At 53.1% G+C, this 13,354-nt stretch carries 18 protein-coding genes; 2 read left to right on the top strand and 16 right to left on the bottom strand.

Annotated features, from left to right (window positions below; translation table 11 throughout):
- Nucleotides 1–17: 17 nt before the first annotated feature.
- Nucleotides 18–329, bottom strand: coding sequence for a 30S ribosomal protein S10 (rpsJ, locus tag HF650_RS21760; protein WP_001181005.1), 312 nt, complete (start codon nucleotides 327–329; stop codon nucleotides 18–20).
- A 377-nt stretch (nucleotides 330–706) separates the two neighbouring features.
- Between rpsJ and HF650_RS21765 the strand changes: the two genes are divergently transcribed.
- Entirely contained in the window at nucleotides 707–1,162 is a 456-nt protein-coding gene (locus HF650_RS21765; protein ID WP_187800313.1) for an A24 family peptidase, read from the top strand.
- Here the strand turns inward: HF650_RS21765 and bfr are convergent.
- From bfr to fkpA, 11 genes are all read right to left on the bottom strand, one after another.
- Nucleotides 1,159–1,635: a bacterioferritin gene (gene bfr, locus HF650_RS21770; RefSeq protein WP_187800314.1), complete on the bottom strand. Its 477-nt coding sequence runs from the start codon at nucleotides 1,633–1,635 to the stop codon at nucleotides 1,159–1,161. The two genes, HF650_RS21765 and bfr, sit on opposite strands and share 4 nt — an antisense overlap.
- A 72-nt stretch (nucleotides 1,636–1,707) precedes the next feature.
- Complete coding sequence (bfd, locus tag HF650_RS21775) at nucleotides 1,708–1,902, bottom strand: bacterioferritin-associated ferredoxin (RefSeq protein ID WP_187800315.1); 195 nt, start codon at nucleotides 1,900–1,902, stop codon at nucleotides 1,708–1,710.
- A 173-nt stretch (nucleotides 1,903–2,075) separates the two neighbouring features.
- The gene (tuf, locus tag HF650_RS21780) at nucleotides 2,076–3,260 is read right to left on the bottom strand and encodes an elongation factor Tu (protein ID WP_187800316.1); all 1,185 of its coding nucleotides are present in this window, start codon (nucleotides 3,258–3,260) and stop codon (nucleotides 2,076–2,078) included.
- Nucleotides 3,261–3,330: 70 nt separating this feature from the next.
- Nucleotides 3,331–5,445 carry an elongation factor G gene (fusA, locus tag HF650_RS21785; RefSeq protein WP_187800317.1) on the bottom strand — a complete coding sequence of 705 codons (2,115 nt, stop codon included), beginning with the start codon at nucleotides 5,443–5,445 and terminating at the stop codon, nucleotides 3,331–3,333.
- 100 nt (nucleotides 5,446–5,545) lie between these two features.
- Entirely contained in the window at nucleotides 5,546–6,016 is a 471-nt protein-coding gene (gene rpsG / locus HF650_RS21790) for a 30S ribosomal protein S7 (RefSeq protein WP_007369802.1), read from the bottom strand.
- A 96-nt stretch (nucleotides 6,017–6,112) separates the two neighbouring features.
- Nucleotides 6,113–6,487: a 30S ribosomal protein S12 gene (rpsL, locus tag HF650_RS21795; RefSeq protein ID WP_003023654.1), complete on the bottom strand. Its 375-nt coding sequence runs from the start codon at nucleotides 6,485–6,487 to the stop codon at nucleotides 6,113–6,115.
- 125 nt (nucleotides 6,488–6,612) lie between these two features.
- A complete protein-coding gene (gene tusB / locus HF650_RS21800) occupies nucleotides 6,613–6,900 on the bottom strand; it encodes a sulfurtransferase complex subunit TusB (RefSeq protein WP_187800318.1) in 288 nt (95 codons plus the stop codon).
- 6 nt (nucleotides 6,901–6,906) lie between these two features.
- Entirely contained in the window at nucleotides 6,907–7,266 is a 360-nt protein-coding gene (tusC, locus tag HF650_RS21805) for a sulfurtransferase complex subunit TusC (RefSeq protein ID WP_187800319.1), read from the bottom strand.
- Nucleotides 7,266–7,652, bottom strand: coding sequence for a sulfurtransferase complex subunit TusD (gene tusD / locus HF650_RS21810; protein WP_187800320.1), 387 nt, complete (start codon nucleotides 7,650–7,652; stop codon nucleotides 7,266–7,268). The genes tusC and tusD overlap by 1 nt, the downstream gene beginning before the upstream one ends.
- Nucleotides 7,652–8,374, bottom strand: coding sequence for a transcriptional regulator (locus HF650_RS21815; protein ID WP_023482043.1), 723 nt, complete (start codon nucleotides 8,372–8,374; stop codon nucleotides 7,652–7,654). The genes tusD and HF650_RS21815 overlap by 1 nt, the downstream gene beginning before the upstream one ends.
- A 158-nt stretch (nucleotides 8,375–8,532) precedes the next feature.
- Nucleotides 8,533–9,381 carry an FKBP-type peptidyl-prolyl cis-trans isomerase gene (gene fkpA / locus HF650_RS21820; protein WP_187800321.1) on the bottom strand — a complete coding sequence of 283 codons (849 nt, stop codon included), beginning with the start codon at nucleotides 9,379–9,381 and terminating at the stop codon, nucleotides 8,533–8,535.
- Nucleotides 9,382–9,610: 229 nt separating this feature from the next.
- Here fkpA and HF650_RS21825 point away from each other — a divergent pair, with 229 nt between their 5' ends.
- Nucleotides 9,611–9,829, top strand: coding sequence for a protein SlyX (locus HF650_RS21825; protein ID WP_023482131.1), 219 nt, complete (start codon nucleotides 9,611–9,613; stop codon nucleotides 9,827–9,829).
- Nucleotides 9,830–9,939: 110 nt separating this feature from the next.
- Here the strand turns inward: HF650_RS21825 and slyD are convergent, their stop codons facing one another.
- The 4 genes from slyD to kefG form a co-directional block, all read right to left on the bottom strand.
- Nucleotides 9,940–10,533 carry a peptidylprolyl isomerase gene (slyD, locus tag HF650_RS21830; RefSeq protein WP_023482004.1) on the bottom strand — a complete coding sequence of 198 codons (594 nt, stop codon included), beginning with the start codon at nucleotides 10,531–10,533 and terminating at the stop codon, nucleotides 9,940–9,942.
- Between the two features lie 94 nt (nucleotides 10,534–10,627).
- A complete protein-coding gene (locus HF650_RS21835) occupies nucleotides 10,628–10,828 on the bottom strand; it encodes a YheV family putative zinc ribbon protein (RefSeq protein WP_023482007.1) in 201 nt (66 codons plus the stop codon).
- A 10-nt stretch (nucleotides 10,829–10,838) separates the two neighbouring features.
- Nucleotides 10,839–12,644 carry a glutathione-regulated potassium-efflux system protein KefB gene (gene kefB, locus HF650_RS21840; protein WP_187800322.1) on the bottom strand — a complete coding sequence of 602 codons (1,806 nt, stop codon included), beginning with the start codon at nucleotides 12,642–12,644 and terminating at the stop codon, nucleotides 10,839–10,841.
- Complete coding sequence (gene kefG, locus HF650_RS21845; protein WP_187800323.1) at nucleotides 12,644–13,195, bottom strand: glutathione-regulated potassium-efflux system ancillary protein KefG; 552 nt, start codon at nucleotides 13,193–13,195, stop codon at nucleotides 12,644–12,646. Before kefG ends, kefB begins: the two co-directional genes overlap by 1 nt.
- Between the last annotated feature and the right edge of the window lie 159 nt (nucleotides 13,196–13,354).

Raw genomic sequence — 13,354 nt, forward strand, 5'->3', positions numbered from 1 at the left:
ATCGCTCGATGACCTGATCAACCCAGGCTGATCTGCACGTCTACACCGGCAGCCAGATCCAGACGCATCAGAGCATCAACGGTTTTCTCGGTTGGCTCAACGATGTCAACCAGACGCTTATGAGTGCGGATTTCGTACTGATCGCGCGCATCTTTGTTGACGTGCGGAGAGATCAGTACGGTAAAGCGCTCTTTGCGGGTCGGCAGCGGGATCGGACCACGAACTTGCGCACCAGTGCGCTTCGCAGTTTCGACGATTTCGGCGGTTGATTGATCGATCAGACGATGATCAAACGCTTTCAAGCGGATACGGATTCTTTGGTTCTGCATGAGACCAGAGCTCCAATTATTTATAGACGAAAATAATTACTCCTCACACCCATTACGATTGATGGGGGAGTGTAATCGTTCTTACGTAGCCCCCCGATTGGGAGCATTGTTAGCGGCAAAAATCGTCGCTATGGTTCAGATCGAACCAGCCGTCAATTACGACAAGCCCGCGCATTATACGTAAATCTGGCGCCAGCGCAAGTGCAGATTAGAAATTAAACAGCGGAGCATGTTGGCTCGCAAAGGATTTGTCGTCCTTTACATCACTCATAGAATCTCTGGAAAGCAGCGCGCACTTCTCTCACCCTCCCCTTTCATTGTTCATCTCTATAACGCACGCTTATCAGCGGGTTGGTAACGCTGCAGGCAGGGACGCCATGTTTTTTCTTATTATTTATATTGCACTAAACCTTCAGCTCGTCAGGTGTGATGTGCGATCAAGACTACTACCAGATTACTATACCTGCCCTCTTCTCTGGGCGGGCCTACTCTGGCATTGCCTGTCGCGCACTGATTTCCTGAACGATGCGGTGTTCGGCGCAATTGCCGGGTATACAAGTTTTGCTGCGGTTTACTGGGGATATCGATTGTTGCGTGGCCATGAAGGATTAGGATATGGCGATGTGAAATATCTTGCAGCGCTCGGCGCGTGGCATGGCTGGGCTTCTCTTCCTGCTCTGGTGTTTTATGCCGCGCTGTTTGCCTGCTGCGCTGTGGCTTTCACGCTTTGCCGGCAGGGTAAACTGCAGGTAATAAAAAACCCGCTGCCGTTTGGACCTTTCCTCGCAGCAGCGGGTTTCGTGGTGGGTTACCCCACGCTAATACGGTTTTAATCTTCGACTTTGATCTGAGACTGAAGGTAATTCTGCATACCCAGTTTAGCGATCAGATCCAGTTCGGTTTCCAGCCAGTCAATGTGGTGCTCTTCGTCAGCAAGAATTTTGATCATCATATCGCGGCTGACATAGTCATGGATGCTGTCAGCATAGGCGATCGCTTCACGCAGATCTCTAGCGCCTTCCAGCTCCAGACGCAGGTCTGATTGCAGCATCTCTTCAACGTCTTCACCAATGCCGAGTTTGCCAAGATCCTGCAAGTTCGGGATCCCTTCAAGAAACAGAATACGCTCGATATACAAATCGGCGTGTTTCATTTCATCAATGGATTCATGGTATTCGACGTCATTGAGGCGGGTCAGCCCCCAGTTTTTGAACATCCTCGCATGGAGAAAGTATTGGTTGATTGCGACAAGCTCATTTCCCAATAATTTATTGAGATAATTTATGATTTTAACATCACCTTTCATTATGTAGTCCCTCCGCTTCCACTCATTGAAGCGTAGATGGGGCTACAGGGATGTCAAAAAAAAGATAGAGCCTCAGGCAATCTCTTTGTATTCCGGCATCTGGGTCAACTCATCCTGCATGATGTCGCGAGCGGCGCGGATGCATTTACCACACTGATTACCTACCGGAATAAACTTGCGGAGCTGCTGAAATGATTGAGGGTGAAACTGGCGCACAGCCTGGCGAATTTTTTTATCACTTACACCGTTACACAAACAAACGTACATGGATGACTCCCGTTCACTTAATGCGCAAAGTGTAAATGAGAATGGTTATGATTACAACAGAGGAAGCGTAAGGGATTTAGCAGCGAAGTGTTAATAGCTGTAAGTGAGAAGTGGTCAAAGAGCAGGCAACAAAAAGGGCACCGAAGTGCCCTTTTAAATTCAAAGCTAATGAATTAGCCCAGAACTTTTGCTACAACGCCCGCGCCAACGGTACGGCCGCCTTCACGGATTGCGAAACGCAGACCATCGTCCATCGCGATCGGGTGAATCAGGGTAACAACCATTTTGATGTTGTCGCCCGGCATTACCATCTCAACGCCTTCCGGCAGTTCGATGGTGCCAGTCACGTCAGTTGTACGGAAGTAGAACTGCGGACGGTAGCCTTTGAAGAACGGAGTGTGACGGCCGCCTTCGTCTTTGGACAGGATGTACACTTCAGATTCGAATTTGGTGTGCGGCTTGATGGAACCCGGCTTAGCCAGTACCTGACCACGTTCGATTTCTTCACGTTTGATACCACGCAGCAGAACACCAACGTTCTCACCAGCACGGCCTTCGTCCAGCAGTTTGCGGAACATTTCAACGCCGGTACAGGTAGATTTCGCGGTGTCTTTGATACCAACGATTTCAACTTCTTCACCAACTTTGATGATACCGCGCTCTACACGACCGGTAACAACGGTACCACGACCGGAGATGGAGAATACGTCTTCGATCGGCAGCAGGAACGGCTTGTCAATCGCGCGCTCTGGTTCCGGGATGTAGGAATCCAGGTAGCCAGCCAGCTCGATGATTTTCTCTTCCCACTGAGCTTCGCCTTCCAGCGCTTTCAGTGCAGAACCACGAACGATCGGAGTGTCGTCGCCCGGGAAGTCGTACTGAGACAGCAGCTCACGCACTTCCATCTCAACCAGTTCCAGCAGCTCTTCGTCATCAACCATGTCACATTTGTTCAGGAACACGATGATGAACGGAACGCCTACCTGACGACCCAGCAGGATGTGCTCACGGGTCTGCGGCATCGGGCCGTCAGTCGCAGCAACAACCAGGATCGCGCCGTCCATCTGCGCAGCACCGGTGATCATGTTTTTAACATAGTCGGCGTGGCCCGGGCAGTCTACGTGCGCGTAGTGGCGAGTCGGGGTGTCATATTCAACGTGAGAGGTGTTGATGGTGATACCACGAGCTTTTTCTTCCGGCGCGTTATCGATCTGGTCGAATGCGCGAGCAGCACCGCCGTAGGTCTTAGCCAGTACGGTGGTGATTGCAGCGGTCAGAGTAGTTTTACCATGGTCAACGTGGCCGATTGTGCCGACGTTGACGTGCGGTTTTGTACGTTCAAATTTTTCTTTAGACACGGCTTTATTCCTTACTATAGTGCTCTCCCTCAATGGAGAGAGCACGGGACTTTGGTTTTAACCCTGCGGCTTATTTACCACGGGCTTCAATTACGGCCTGAGCAACGTTGTTCGGCGCATCATCATACTTCAGGAATTCCATGGTGTACGATGCACGACCTTTGGTCAGAGAACGCAGCTGAGTTGCATATCCGAACATTTCAGACAGCGGAACTTCAGCGTGGATCTTAACGCCAGTAACTTCAGATTCCTGACCGCGCAGCATGCCGCGACGACGGCTCAAGTCACCGATAACGTCACCGGTGTTCTCTTCCGGAGTCTCTACTTCAACCTTCATGATCGGCTCAAGCAGAACTGGTTTCGCTTTCTTAAAGCCATCTTTAAAGGCAATAGACGCAGCAAGTTTAAACGCCAGTTCAGAGGAGTCAACGTCGTGGTAAGAACCGAAGTGCAGACGTACGCCCAGATCAACTACCGGGTAACCAGCTAGCGGACCAGACTTCAGCTGCTCCTGGATGCCTTTATCAACGGCCGGGATGTATTCGCCAGGAATTACACCACCTTTGATGTCGTTGATGAACTCGTAACCTTTCGGGTTAGAGCCCGGCTCCAGCGGGTACATGTCGATAACAACATGACCGTACTGACCGCGACCACCAGACTGCTTAGCGTGTTTACCTTCGATATCGGTAACTTTCGCGCGAATCGCTTCGCGGTAAGCAACCTGAGGTTTACCCACGTTAGCTTCAACGTTGAACTCACGCTTCATACGGTCAACGATGATGTCGAGGTGCAGTTCGCCCATACCAGCGATAATGGTCTGGTTAGATTCTTCGTCAGTCCATACGCGGAAAGACGGGTCTTCTTTAGCCAGACGGCCCAGAGCCAGACCCATTTTTTCCTGGTCAGCTTTGGTTTTCGGTTCTACAGCGATGGAGATTACCGGCTCCGGGAATTCCATACGCTCCAGAATGATCGGGTGATCCGGGTCACACAGGGTGTCACCGGTGATCACGTCTTTCAGACCGATCGCTGCAGCGATATCGCCCGCGCGAACTTCTTTGATCTCTTCACGTTTGTTAGCGTGCATCTGAACGATACGACCGAAACGCTCACGTGCAGATTTCACGGAGTTCAGTACGGTATCACCAGAGTTAACCACACCGGAGTAAACACGGAAGAAGGTCAGGTTACCCACGAACGGGTCAGTTGCGATTTTGAACGCCAGCGCAGCAAACGGCTCTTCGTCGCTAGCATGACGCTCAGCCGGCGTATCTTTACCATCGTCCAGCATACCGTTGATCGCAGGAACGTCAGTCGGGGACGGCAGGTAATCAATTACCGCATCCAGCATCGCCTGAACGCCTTTGTTCTTGAACGCAGAACCACAGGTTACCAGGATGATTTCGTTGTTCAGAACGCGCTGACGAAGAGCAGTTTTGATCTCTTCTTCAGTCAGTTCTTCGCCACCCAGGTATTTTTCCATCAGCTCTTCTGAAGCTTCTGCCGCAGATTCGATCAGGTTCTGGTGCCATTCGTCAGCCAGGTCCTGCATCTCAGCCGGGATATCTTCGTAAACGAAGGTAACGCCCTGGTCAGCATCGTTCCAGTTGATCGCTTTCATTTTCACCAGGTCGATAACACCGGTGAAACCTTCTTCAGCACCAATTGCCAGCTGCAGCGGAACTGGGTTCGCGCCGAGACGGGTTTTGATCTGATCAACAACTTTCAGGAAGTTAGCGCCCATGCGGTCCATTTTGTTAACGAACGCGATGCGCGGAACTTTATATTTGTTAGCCTGACGCCATACGGTTTCAGACTGTGGCTGAACACCACCAACGGCACAGTAAACCATTACCGCACCATCCAGTACACGCATGGAACGTTCTACTTCGATGGTGAAGTCAACGTGCCCCGGGGTGTCGATGATGTTTACGCGATGCGGTTCATACTGCTTCGCCATACCAGACCAGAATGCAGTAGTCGCTGCGGAGGTGATGGTGATACCACGCTCCTGCTCCTGCTCCATCCAGTCCATGGTTGCGGCGCCGTCGTGAACTTCACCGATTTTGTGGTTTACACCGGTGTAGAACAGAATACGTTCGGTAGTGGTGGTTTTACCGGCGTCGATGTGCGCACTGATACCAATGTTGCGGTAGCGTGCGATGGGTGTTGTACGAGCCATTTGATTCCTCGTTTGTGTCTTTTAGGCGTTCAGAATTAAGTTGCCAAACGGCGGGCGACTTACTTGAAGCGCCCGCCAGTTGACTAGAACTCCGAAGGGATTACCAACGGTAGTGTGCGAACGCCTTGTTGGCTTCGGCCATACGGTGAACGTCTTCACGTTTCTTAACTGCAGTACCTTTGTTGTCTGCAGCATCGGAAAGTTCGTTCGCCAGGCGCAGAGCCATGGATTTATCACCGCGTTTACGAGCAGCTTCAACGATCCAACGCATTGCCAGGGCATTACGACGAACCGGACGAACTTCAACCGGAACCTGATAAGTAGAACCACCAACGCGGCGAGACTTAACTTCGACAGTCGGGCGCACGTTTTCGAGAGCTACTTCGAAAGCTTCCAGTTCATTTTTACCAGAGCGCTGAGCCAGGGTCTCCAGCGCGCTGTATACGATTGCTTCTGCAGTAGATTTTTTACCGTCTACCATCAGGATATTTACAAATTTAGCCAGCAGTTCTGATCCGAACTTAGGATCCGGCAGAATTTTACGCTGACCAATAACACGACGACGTGGCATGGAAATACTCCGTTGTTAATTCAGGATTGTCCAAAACTCTAAGAGTTTAGTGTGACATTAAGTTAAAACAGTTTGGCCTTACTTAACGGAGAACCATTAAGCCTTAGGACGTTTCACGCCATACTTGGAGCGAGATTGCTTACGGTCTTTAACACCAGAGCAGTCAAGCGCGCCACGAACGGTATGGTAACGAACACCCGGAAGGTCTTTAACACGACCGCCACGGATCAGGATCACGGAGTGCTCCTGCAGGTTGTGACCTTCACCACCGATGTAGGAAGTCACTTCGAAACCGTTGGTTAAACGAACACGGCAAACTTTACGCAGTGCGGAGTTCGGTTTTTTAGGGGTGGTGGTATATACACGAGTACATACGCCACGTTTTTGCGGGCATGCTTCCAGCGCCGGCACGTTGCTTTTCGCAACTTTGCGGGCGCGTGGTTTGCGTACCAGCTGGTTAACTGTTGCCATTAAATAGCTCCTGGTTTTAGCTTTTGCTTCGTAAACACGTAATAAAACGGCCTCATATAATATGAGGACGCAGAATTTTATGGCTGTGCTTAAAAGGTGTCAAGAAATATACAGCGATCCCTGCATTACCAGTTCAGCTGAACGGCGTTTTTCACCGCCAGGCTAACGAAATCAGTATAGCTAACGCTGACGGCGCTGCGCGAAATTTGAGCAGAGAGACCGCGCGCGTCAACATCCTCTTTCAGCACATGCAGCGTTATGGGGGCATTGAGCAGTAATTCAACGAACGGCGAACCATTAAGAGCAGCAAGCACCCCGTCCGAGAGCAGTAACAGATCGTCACCGGGGCGCAGGACGCGCAGCAGCGCCGTCATATCGCACTGCCAGGGTGAGCGGGATAGAGTTAGCAGCATAAGACCTCAAAAATTGAGCACGACGGAGTATTGCTCAAGTTGCTCGCGCAGCGCCTCCGGCTCCAGGCTCTGAGCAGGTAAGACAAACGCCCTCTCCTCGCCAAGGCCTCGTTCACGCAGGGAAGCGGCACACAGCCAGATCTCCTCAACATCGTAGAGCGGCAACACTTTGAAGGTTGCAATGTAGTCGCGCGCCAGGATCTTGCCCGGCTGCTGGTTAGGCAGCAGTTGCAGCACGCCATCGCCGATAAAAAAGAGGCCTATCTCTTCTGTTAACGCGGAGGTAGCTAGCACCGCGTCCAGCCCCTCACGTCCGGATGAAGAGCCGTGCGGCGAGGAGGAGAAAACAAAGGCGATTCGCTTCATCAGAACTGTACCACTCTGTCACAGGTCAGCGCCGCTTCAGCCAGTGCGCCGAGACCGGTAAGTGAAAATCCTGCCTGCAGATTAGCCCCCGCTAATGTCAGCCGCGAAGCCTCACTCTCATCGACCACGCCACGGCGCAACGCCGCCGCTACGCAGATATGCAACTCAACCTGCTGCTCAGCATGCAAACGCTGCCAGGCGCGCACAAGATCAAACTCGTCGCTGGCGGGGGCAGTCAACGCGTTCGCGTTACTCACCCCTTCCCGGTAGAAGAAGACGCTTACGAGCGTATGTCCCGCTTCCAGTAGGGCAAGTGCGAATTGATAAGCGCTGCTTGCCTGCTGCGTGCCGTAGGCCGGGCCAGTGACCATCAACGCAAAACGCATTAATGACCTTGCCCTGAGAAATCGCCGCTTTTGAACTGGCGAATGTAGAGATAGACCGTGTGCTTGGAGATATTCAGGCGGTCAGCGACCTGATTAATGGCGTCTTTGATATCAAAGATGCCTTTCTCGTAGAGGTTAAGCACGATCTGACGATTTTTGGCGTTGTTAGAGACGTTACGGTCAGCGTTCACCTCTTCAATGGTGAACTCAAGGGTTTGCATCACCAGGTCTTCAACAGACGAAGCGAAGTTAACCGAGGAGCCAACATCCGGCGTTTCCGGCGGCACAAAAGTGCTCATGATCTGCGAGAAAGGTACATCGAGATTCATGTTGATGCAGAGTAGGCCAATAACACGGTGATCGCGGTTGCGAATAGCTATCGTCACCGACTTCATCAGCACGCCGCTTTTTGCGCGGGTGAAATAGCATTTCGACACGCTGCTGTCGGCACCGGTCATATCATGCAGCATACGCAGCGCGAGATCGGTAATCGGCGAGCCAATTTTACGCCCGGTGTGCTCGCCGTTAGCGATGCGGATGGCAGAGCATTTGAGATCCTGTAAGGAGTGCAACACGATTTCGCAGTGCGAACCAATGAGCATCGCTAACCCGTCCACCACCGCTTCGTAGGATTTGAGGATATCGAAGTCGGTTTGATCGAAAGGACGTTGATCCAGGAGGTCAAGCTCACTGGTTTCGTTGGTTAATAGCGACCTGGACATGAAAAAAAACACTCCTTTTCAGGAGCCTGTCGTTAAGTTTTCAGGGCAGGCTCAGTATTTGCAGGGGGATATAAATTAATACATCGTAGGTTATGCTTTCCAGAATTATATCCCCGATGCAAAAAAAACGCCGCTCGGAGGCGGCGCGTTTCACACTTTTACTTCTTCGCAGCAGGGGTGTCTTTTGCGTCATCCGCTTTATCGCCTGCGGCTGGAGCCGCTTCCGGGGCCGCAGCGTCCGCTTTCGGAGCCGGTTTGATATCAAGCAGCTCAACGTCGAATACCAGGGTAGAGTTCGCCGGAATACCCGGTACGCCCGTTTTACCGTAAGCCAGTGCCGGCGGGATCACCAGTTTGATTTTGCCGCCTTTCTTGATGTTTTTCAGGCCTTCGGTCCAGCCCGGGATCACGCCATCGAGGCGGAAGGAGAGCGGTTCGCCACGGGTGTAAGAGTTGTCGAACTCTTTACCGTCAATCAGCGTGCCTTTGTAGTTTACCACCACGGTGTCGCTATCTTTCGGCGCATCACCGGTACCCGCTTTCTCTACTTTGTAGAGCAGGCCGGTGCTGGAGGTTTTCACGCCTTTCTCTTTTGCAAAGGCATCACGGAAGGCTTTGCCTTTGGTTTCGTTTTCAGTCGCATCTTTTTCCATGCGCTCCTGAGCGGCAGTTTTCACACGCGTTTCAAACGCCTGCAGAGTCTGTTCGATCTCCTGGTCACTCAGCTTGCTCTTATCAGCAAAGGCGTCCTGCACACCGGCGATCAGCTGGTCTTTATCCAGTTTGATGCCCAGCTTTTCCTGCTCTTTCAGGGAATTTTCCATGTAACGGCCCAGTGACGCGCCCAGCGCGTAAGCGGATTTCTGGTCGTCGTTTTTGAATGCCGATTTGCTGTCAGTTGCAGCAGCTTTCTCTTTGGTTGGGGCATCAGCAGCTAAGGTGAGCGGTGCATGAAGGGCTACAGCCATGGTGGTCGCCAGCAGCGTGACTTTAAACAGTGATTTCATCCATTTCTCCAGGGACCGGGGCATCTCGCCCCAGGGTTAAACATAAAGTAAGAAGCGTACTATAAAGTGTTGCGGCGGAAATCAACATAAGGACTCTGCCCGAATTCACCCGATCTGTGACTATTTTTGTTTAAATAAGTTTCTGCATGAAGGCTGTACCTTCGCGCAAAGTTAAGTAAAATCCGGCCGATTACCCCAATCGACCCGGATGTTACCCGGAGGTGAAAAGATGCAAGAGTTATCGATAGAAGCGCGACTGGCTGAACTGGAGAGTCGACTGGCTTTTCAGGAGATGACCATTGAAGAGCTCAACCAGACGGTGGTAGCTCATGAGCTGGAGATGGCGAAGCTGCGCGAACATCTGCGTTTGCTGGTGGAGAAAGTAAAAGCCAGTCAGCCTTCACATCTGGCGTCCCCGTCGGAAGAGACACCCCCGCCCCACTATTAAGATGTAAAAAAAGCGGGTTTCCCCGCTTTTTGTGCCCGGTCGGCTGACGCTTACCGGGCTTTTCAATACCTTAGCCAACGCACCTTCGGCGCGAAAGACGACGGGTATGATTAGTGGCAGCCGCAACCGCCGTTACCGCAACCACCTTTACCGCCATGATCGTGACCATGGTCGTGATCGTGGCCGTGACCACCGCAGCAGCCGTCGTGACCGTGGTCGTGGTCATGATCGTGACCATGCGGGCCATGAACGTGACCGTGCGCCAGCTCTTCTTCGGTTGCTTCGCGAATCGCGACAACTTCGACGTTGAACTTCAGGTTCTGACCCGCCAGCATGTGGTTACCATCAACCACTACGTGGTCATCTTCCACTTCGGTGATCTCAACCGGCACCGGGCCCTGGTCAGTTTCAGCCAGGAAGCGCATGCCAACCTGCAGTTCGTCAACGCCCATGAAGACGTCTTTCGGAACGCGCTGCACCAGATTTTCATCGTACTGACCGTAAGCGTCGTTCGCGCCAACAGCCACATCGAATTTGTCGCCGACTTCATGACCGTCCAGCGCGTTTTCCAGACCGGAGATCAGGGAGCCGTGACCGTGCAGGTAGTCCAGCGGTGCACTCACCGGAGACTCATCAACTAATACACCGTCTTCTGTACGTACCTGATAGGCCAGGCTGACCACCAGGTCTTTTGCTACTTTCATGATATCTCCTGAGCGTGGGAAAATTACTGGCGCAGATTGTAACGGAATTCTGCACCCGTGTACCCTTAAGCTTAAAAAATCCTGCCTGATATCGCTAGTCCGGATGAAAAATCCCGATAACTTGCTCATCTTTGCGAACATGATCGCGTGCTTCTTTATCCGCTTCGCGCATCTGATGCCCGCACTTAACACACTCAACAATATCGACGTTATTTTCGCGCCACATCGCCATTGAGTCTTTCGCCTGGCACGACGGACAGGTCGCACCGGCAATAAAACGTTTACGTACAGCCATTCGACTCCCCTTATTCAAACTCATCCCAGCCGTCGAGCTGACGCCGCTCTTGCTGCATCTCACGCTGGAAAATCTCTTCCAGCTCGCGGCGCGCTTCACGTACGCGGGAAATTTGTACCGTATCGGTATGCACCGGCATCAGCTCGCGCAGCATGCGCATATCGAGCCGCCTGAAGTGCAGCTGCGCCCGCTGCGCCTGATGCGGATGCATACCCAGTGAAATCAGAGCCTTACGCCCTAACTCCAGCGCACTGGAGAAGGTTTCGCGCGAGAACTGCGTCACGCCCGCCTGCAACAGCTCATGCGCTTCGACACGTCCCCGCGCCCGCGCCAAAATCGCCAGATGGGGAAAGTGCTGCTGGCAAAGCTCCACCAGCTTCATGGTATCGACCGGATCGTTACAGGTGATGACAATCGATTGTGCGGCCTCCGCCCCTGCCGAGCGCAATAACTCCAGCTGCGTCGCATCACCGTAATAGACTTTGTAGCCATATTTACGCATCAGGTTCACCGCGCTGATATCACGCTCCAGCACGGTAATGCGCATCTCGTTCGCCATCAGCAGGCGGCCAATCACCTGCCCGAAGCGCCCAAAACCGACGACAATCACCTGCGGCTTATCATCATCGACCCACGGCGCTTCATCTTCATCCTCCGGCTTGTTGAAACGTCGGGAGAGCAGCTTATCAATGGCGCGCATCAGCAGCGGCGTGGTCATCATCGACAGCGTGACGGTTACCAGCAGCAGCGCCATCTGATCGTCTTTAAACAGCCGCTGCGAGGAAGCGGTGGAAAAGAGCACAAACGCGAACTCACCGCCCTGGCTCAATACCCCAGCAAACTGCATCCGCTCAGAGCTACGCAGACCGTAAATGCGCGCCAGCCCGTACAGCACCAGCGATTTTACGGCCACCAGCACCGCAACGCTCATCACTACCCACAATAGATGGGTATAGAGCACGCCGAGGTTCAGCGCCATGCCGACCGAAATAAAGAACAGCCCCAACAGCAGCCCTTTAAACGGCTCAATGGCAATCTCCAGCTCGTGGCGGTATTCGCTCTCCGCCAGCAGAATGCCAGCAATAAACGTACCCAGCGCCATCGACAGGCCGAGGGCATCCATAAACAGCGCCGACCCCAGTACTAGCAGCAGCGTGGCGGCGGTAAAGACTTCGCGCACGCCGGAAGCGGCGATAAAACGAAACACAGGGCGCAGCAGGTAACGCCCGCCGATCAGCATCCCGGCAAAGGCGAGCACCTTCATGCCCACCTTCATCCAGTCGAGATGATCGTCGCCGTTGCCCGCCAGCAGCGGCACCAGCGCCAGCGCCGGGATCACCGCCAGATCCTGGAACAACAGCACCGAGAAACCAAGCTGACCGGACTCGCTGCGGTTCATCCCTTTATCGCGCATCAGTTGCAGCGCCATCGCGGTAGAGGACATCGCAAGACCAATACCGCCAATTAACGCCGCCTGCCAGGAGAATTTCGTCAGCATCAGCAGGCCTGCGAGGATCGCCGCACTTAACAGCACCTGCGCCGCACCGACACCAAAAATCGAGCGACGCAGCTCCCACAATTTCGACGGGTTAAGTTCGAGCCCAATGATAAACATCAGGAACACCACGCCCAGCTCTGAGAAGTGGAGGATCTCATCAACGTCGCTGATAAACCCCAGTCCCCATGGGCCAATCGCAATACCCGCCAGCAGGTAACCCAGCACGGCGCCAATCCCTAAACGTGCGGCCAGCGGCACAGCGACTACCGCCGCGAAGAGAAATAGCACGCCGGCCAGTAAGAGTGCGGAACCTTCCATTAACGGCCTCCCGGCGGCAGCGGCGAAGCCAGCCAGTCGCCGTAAGCTTTGGCGTGGTGTGCCAGCTCCTGCGCCGACTGGCGACGTGCCCAGTAGATGATAATTGGGCTGAGCCAGTGCATACGGCACATCGCGGCGGTCAACTCAAAAGGGCGTAAAACATCATTGAGGGAGTAGCGGTTGAGACCATCATGACGATAAGCCGCCTCCGGCTCACCAGTGGTGATCACGCTACGCCAGTACTTTCCCGCCAGTTGGTTCCCACCTGTTCCGCTGGCAAAGCCGCGGCTCAACACGCGGTCGAGCCACTCTTTCAGCAGCGCCGGACAACTGTAGGTATAAAGGGGATGTTGAAAAACAATAACGTCATGCTCGCGCAATAACGCCTGTTCATAGGGAATATCAATAAAAAAATCGGGGTAACGGGCGTAAAGATCGTGCACCGTTACGTTCTCCAGTTGCGTGGCCGGCTTAAGCAAAACCCGGTTCGCAACCGAGTCCTGTGATTCCGGATGGGCATAGATCAGCAACACTTTTGCTGCCTGCGACATCACTCCCCTCCCGGGTCTAAATTCTCTCTTCTCTGCAAACCAGCGCCCGATGGCGTGGCCAGAATGCTTTTGTCTATCGTCTTCATTTTGGGCTAACATTGCGGCCCCGGTGCGGCATTTCGCCGTGGCCTTACATTACCATAAAGACAAATTAACATA

It is taken from the genome of Kosakonia sp. SMBL-WEM22, from assembly GCF_014490785.1.
Lineage (GTDB): Bacteria > Pseudomonadota > Gammaproteobacteria > Enterobacterales > Enterobacteriaceae > Kosakonia.

What these genes read in the sequence shown, in the direction of transcription:
- kefB (WP_187800322.1), bottom strand. Translation starts at nt 12,644, where the DNA reads ATGGAAGGTTCCGCACTCTTACTGGCCGGCGTGCTATTTCTCTTCGCG.
- fusA (WP_187800317.1), bottom strand. Translation starts at nt 5,445, where the DNA reads ATGGCTCGTACAACACCCATCGCACGCTACCGCAACATTGGTATCAGT.
- HF650_RS21765 (WP_187800313.1), top strand. Translation starts at nt 707, where the DNA reads ATGTTTTTTCTTATTATTTATATTGCACTAAACCTTCAGCTCGTCAGG.
- tusD (WP_187800320.1), bottom strand. Translation starts at nt 7,652, where the DNA reads ATGCGTTTTGCGTTGATGGTCACTGGCCCGGCCTACGGCACGCAGCAG.
- rpsJ (WP_001181005.1), bottom strand. Translation starts at nt 329, where the DNA reads ATGCAGAACCAAAGAATCCGTATCCGCTTGAAAGCGTTTGATCATCGT.
- HF650_RS21835 (WP_023482007.1), bottom strand. Translation starts at nt 10,828, where the DNA reads ATGGCTGTACGTAAACGTTTTATTGCCGGTGCGACCTGTCCGTCGTGC.
- fkpA (WP_187800321.1), bottom strand. Translation starts at nt 9,381, where the DNA reads ATGAAATCACTGTTTAAAGTCACGCTGCTGGCGACCACCATGGCTGTA.
- HF650_RS21815 (WP_023482043.1), bottom strand. Translation starts at nt 8,374, where the DNA reads ATGTCCAGGTCGCTATTAACCAACGAAACCAGTGAGCTTGACCTCCTG.
- tusC (WP_187800319.1), bottom strand. Translation starts at nt 7,266, where the DNA reads ATGAAGCGAATCGCCTTTGTTTTCTCCTCCTCGCCGCACGGCTCTTCA.
- tusB (WP_187800318.1), bottom strand. Translation starts at nt 6,900, where the DNA reads ATGCTGCTAACTCTATCCCGCTCACCCTGGCAGTGCGATATGACGGCG.
- kefG (WP_187800323.1), bottom strand. Translation starts at nt 13,195, where the DNA reads ATGTCGCAGGCAGCAAAAGTGTTGCTGATCTATGCCCATCCGGAATCA.
- HF650_RS21825 (WP_023482131.1), top strand. Translation starts at nt 9,611, where the DNA reads ATGCAAGAGTTATCGATAGAAGCGCGACTGGCTGAACTGGAGAGTCGA.
- bfr (WP_187800314.1), bottom strand. Translation starts at nt 1,635, where the DNA reads ATGAAAGGTGATGTTAAAATCATAAATTATCTCAATAAATTATTGGGA.
- rpsG (WP_007369802.1), bottom strand. Translation starts at nt 6,016, where the DNA reads ATGCCACGTCGTCGTGTTATTGGTCAGCGTAAAATTCTGCCGGATCCT.
- rpsL (WP_003023654.1), bottom strand. Translation starts at nt 6,487, where the DNA reads ATGGCAACAGTTAACCAGCTGGTACGCAAACCACGCGCCCGCAAAGTT.
- bfd (WP_187800315.1), bottom strand. Translation starts at nt 1,902, where the DNA reads ATGTACGTTTGTTTGTGTAACGGTGTAAGTGATAAAAAAATTCGCCAG.
- slyD (WP_023482004.1), bottom strand. Translation starts at nt 10,533, where the DNA reads ATGAAAGTAGCAAAAGACCTGGTGGTCAGCCTGGCCTATCAGGTACGT.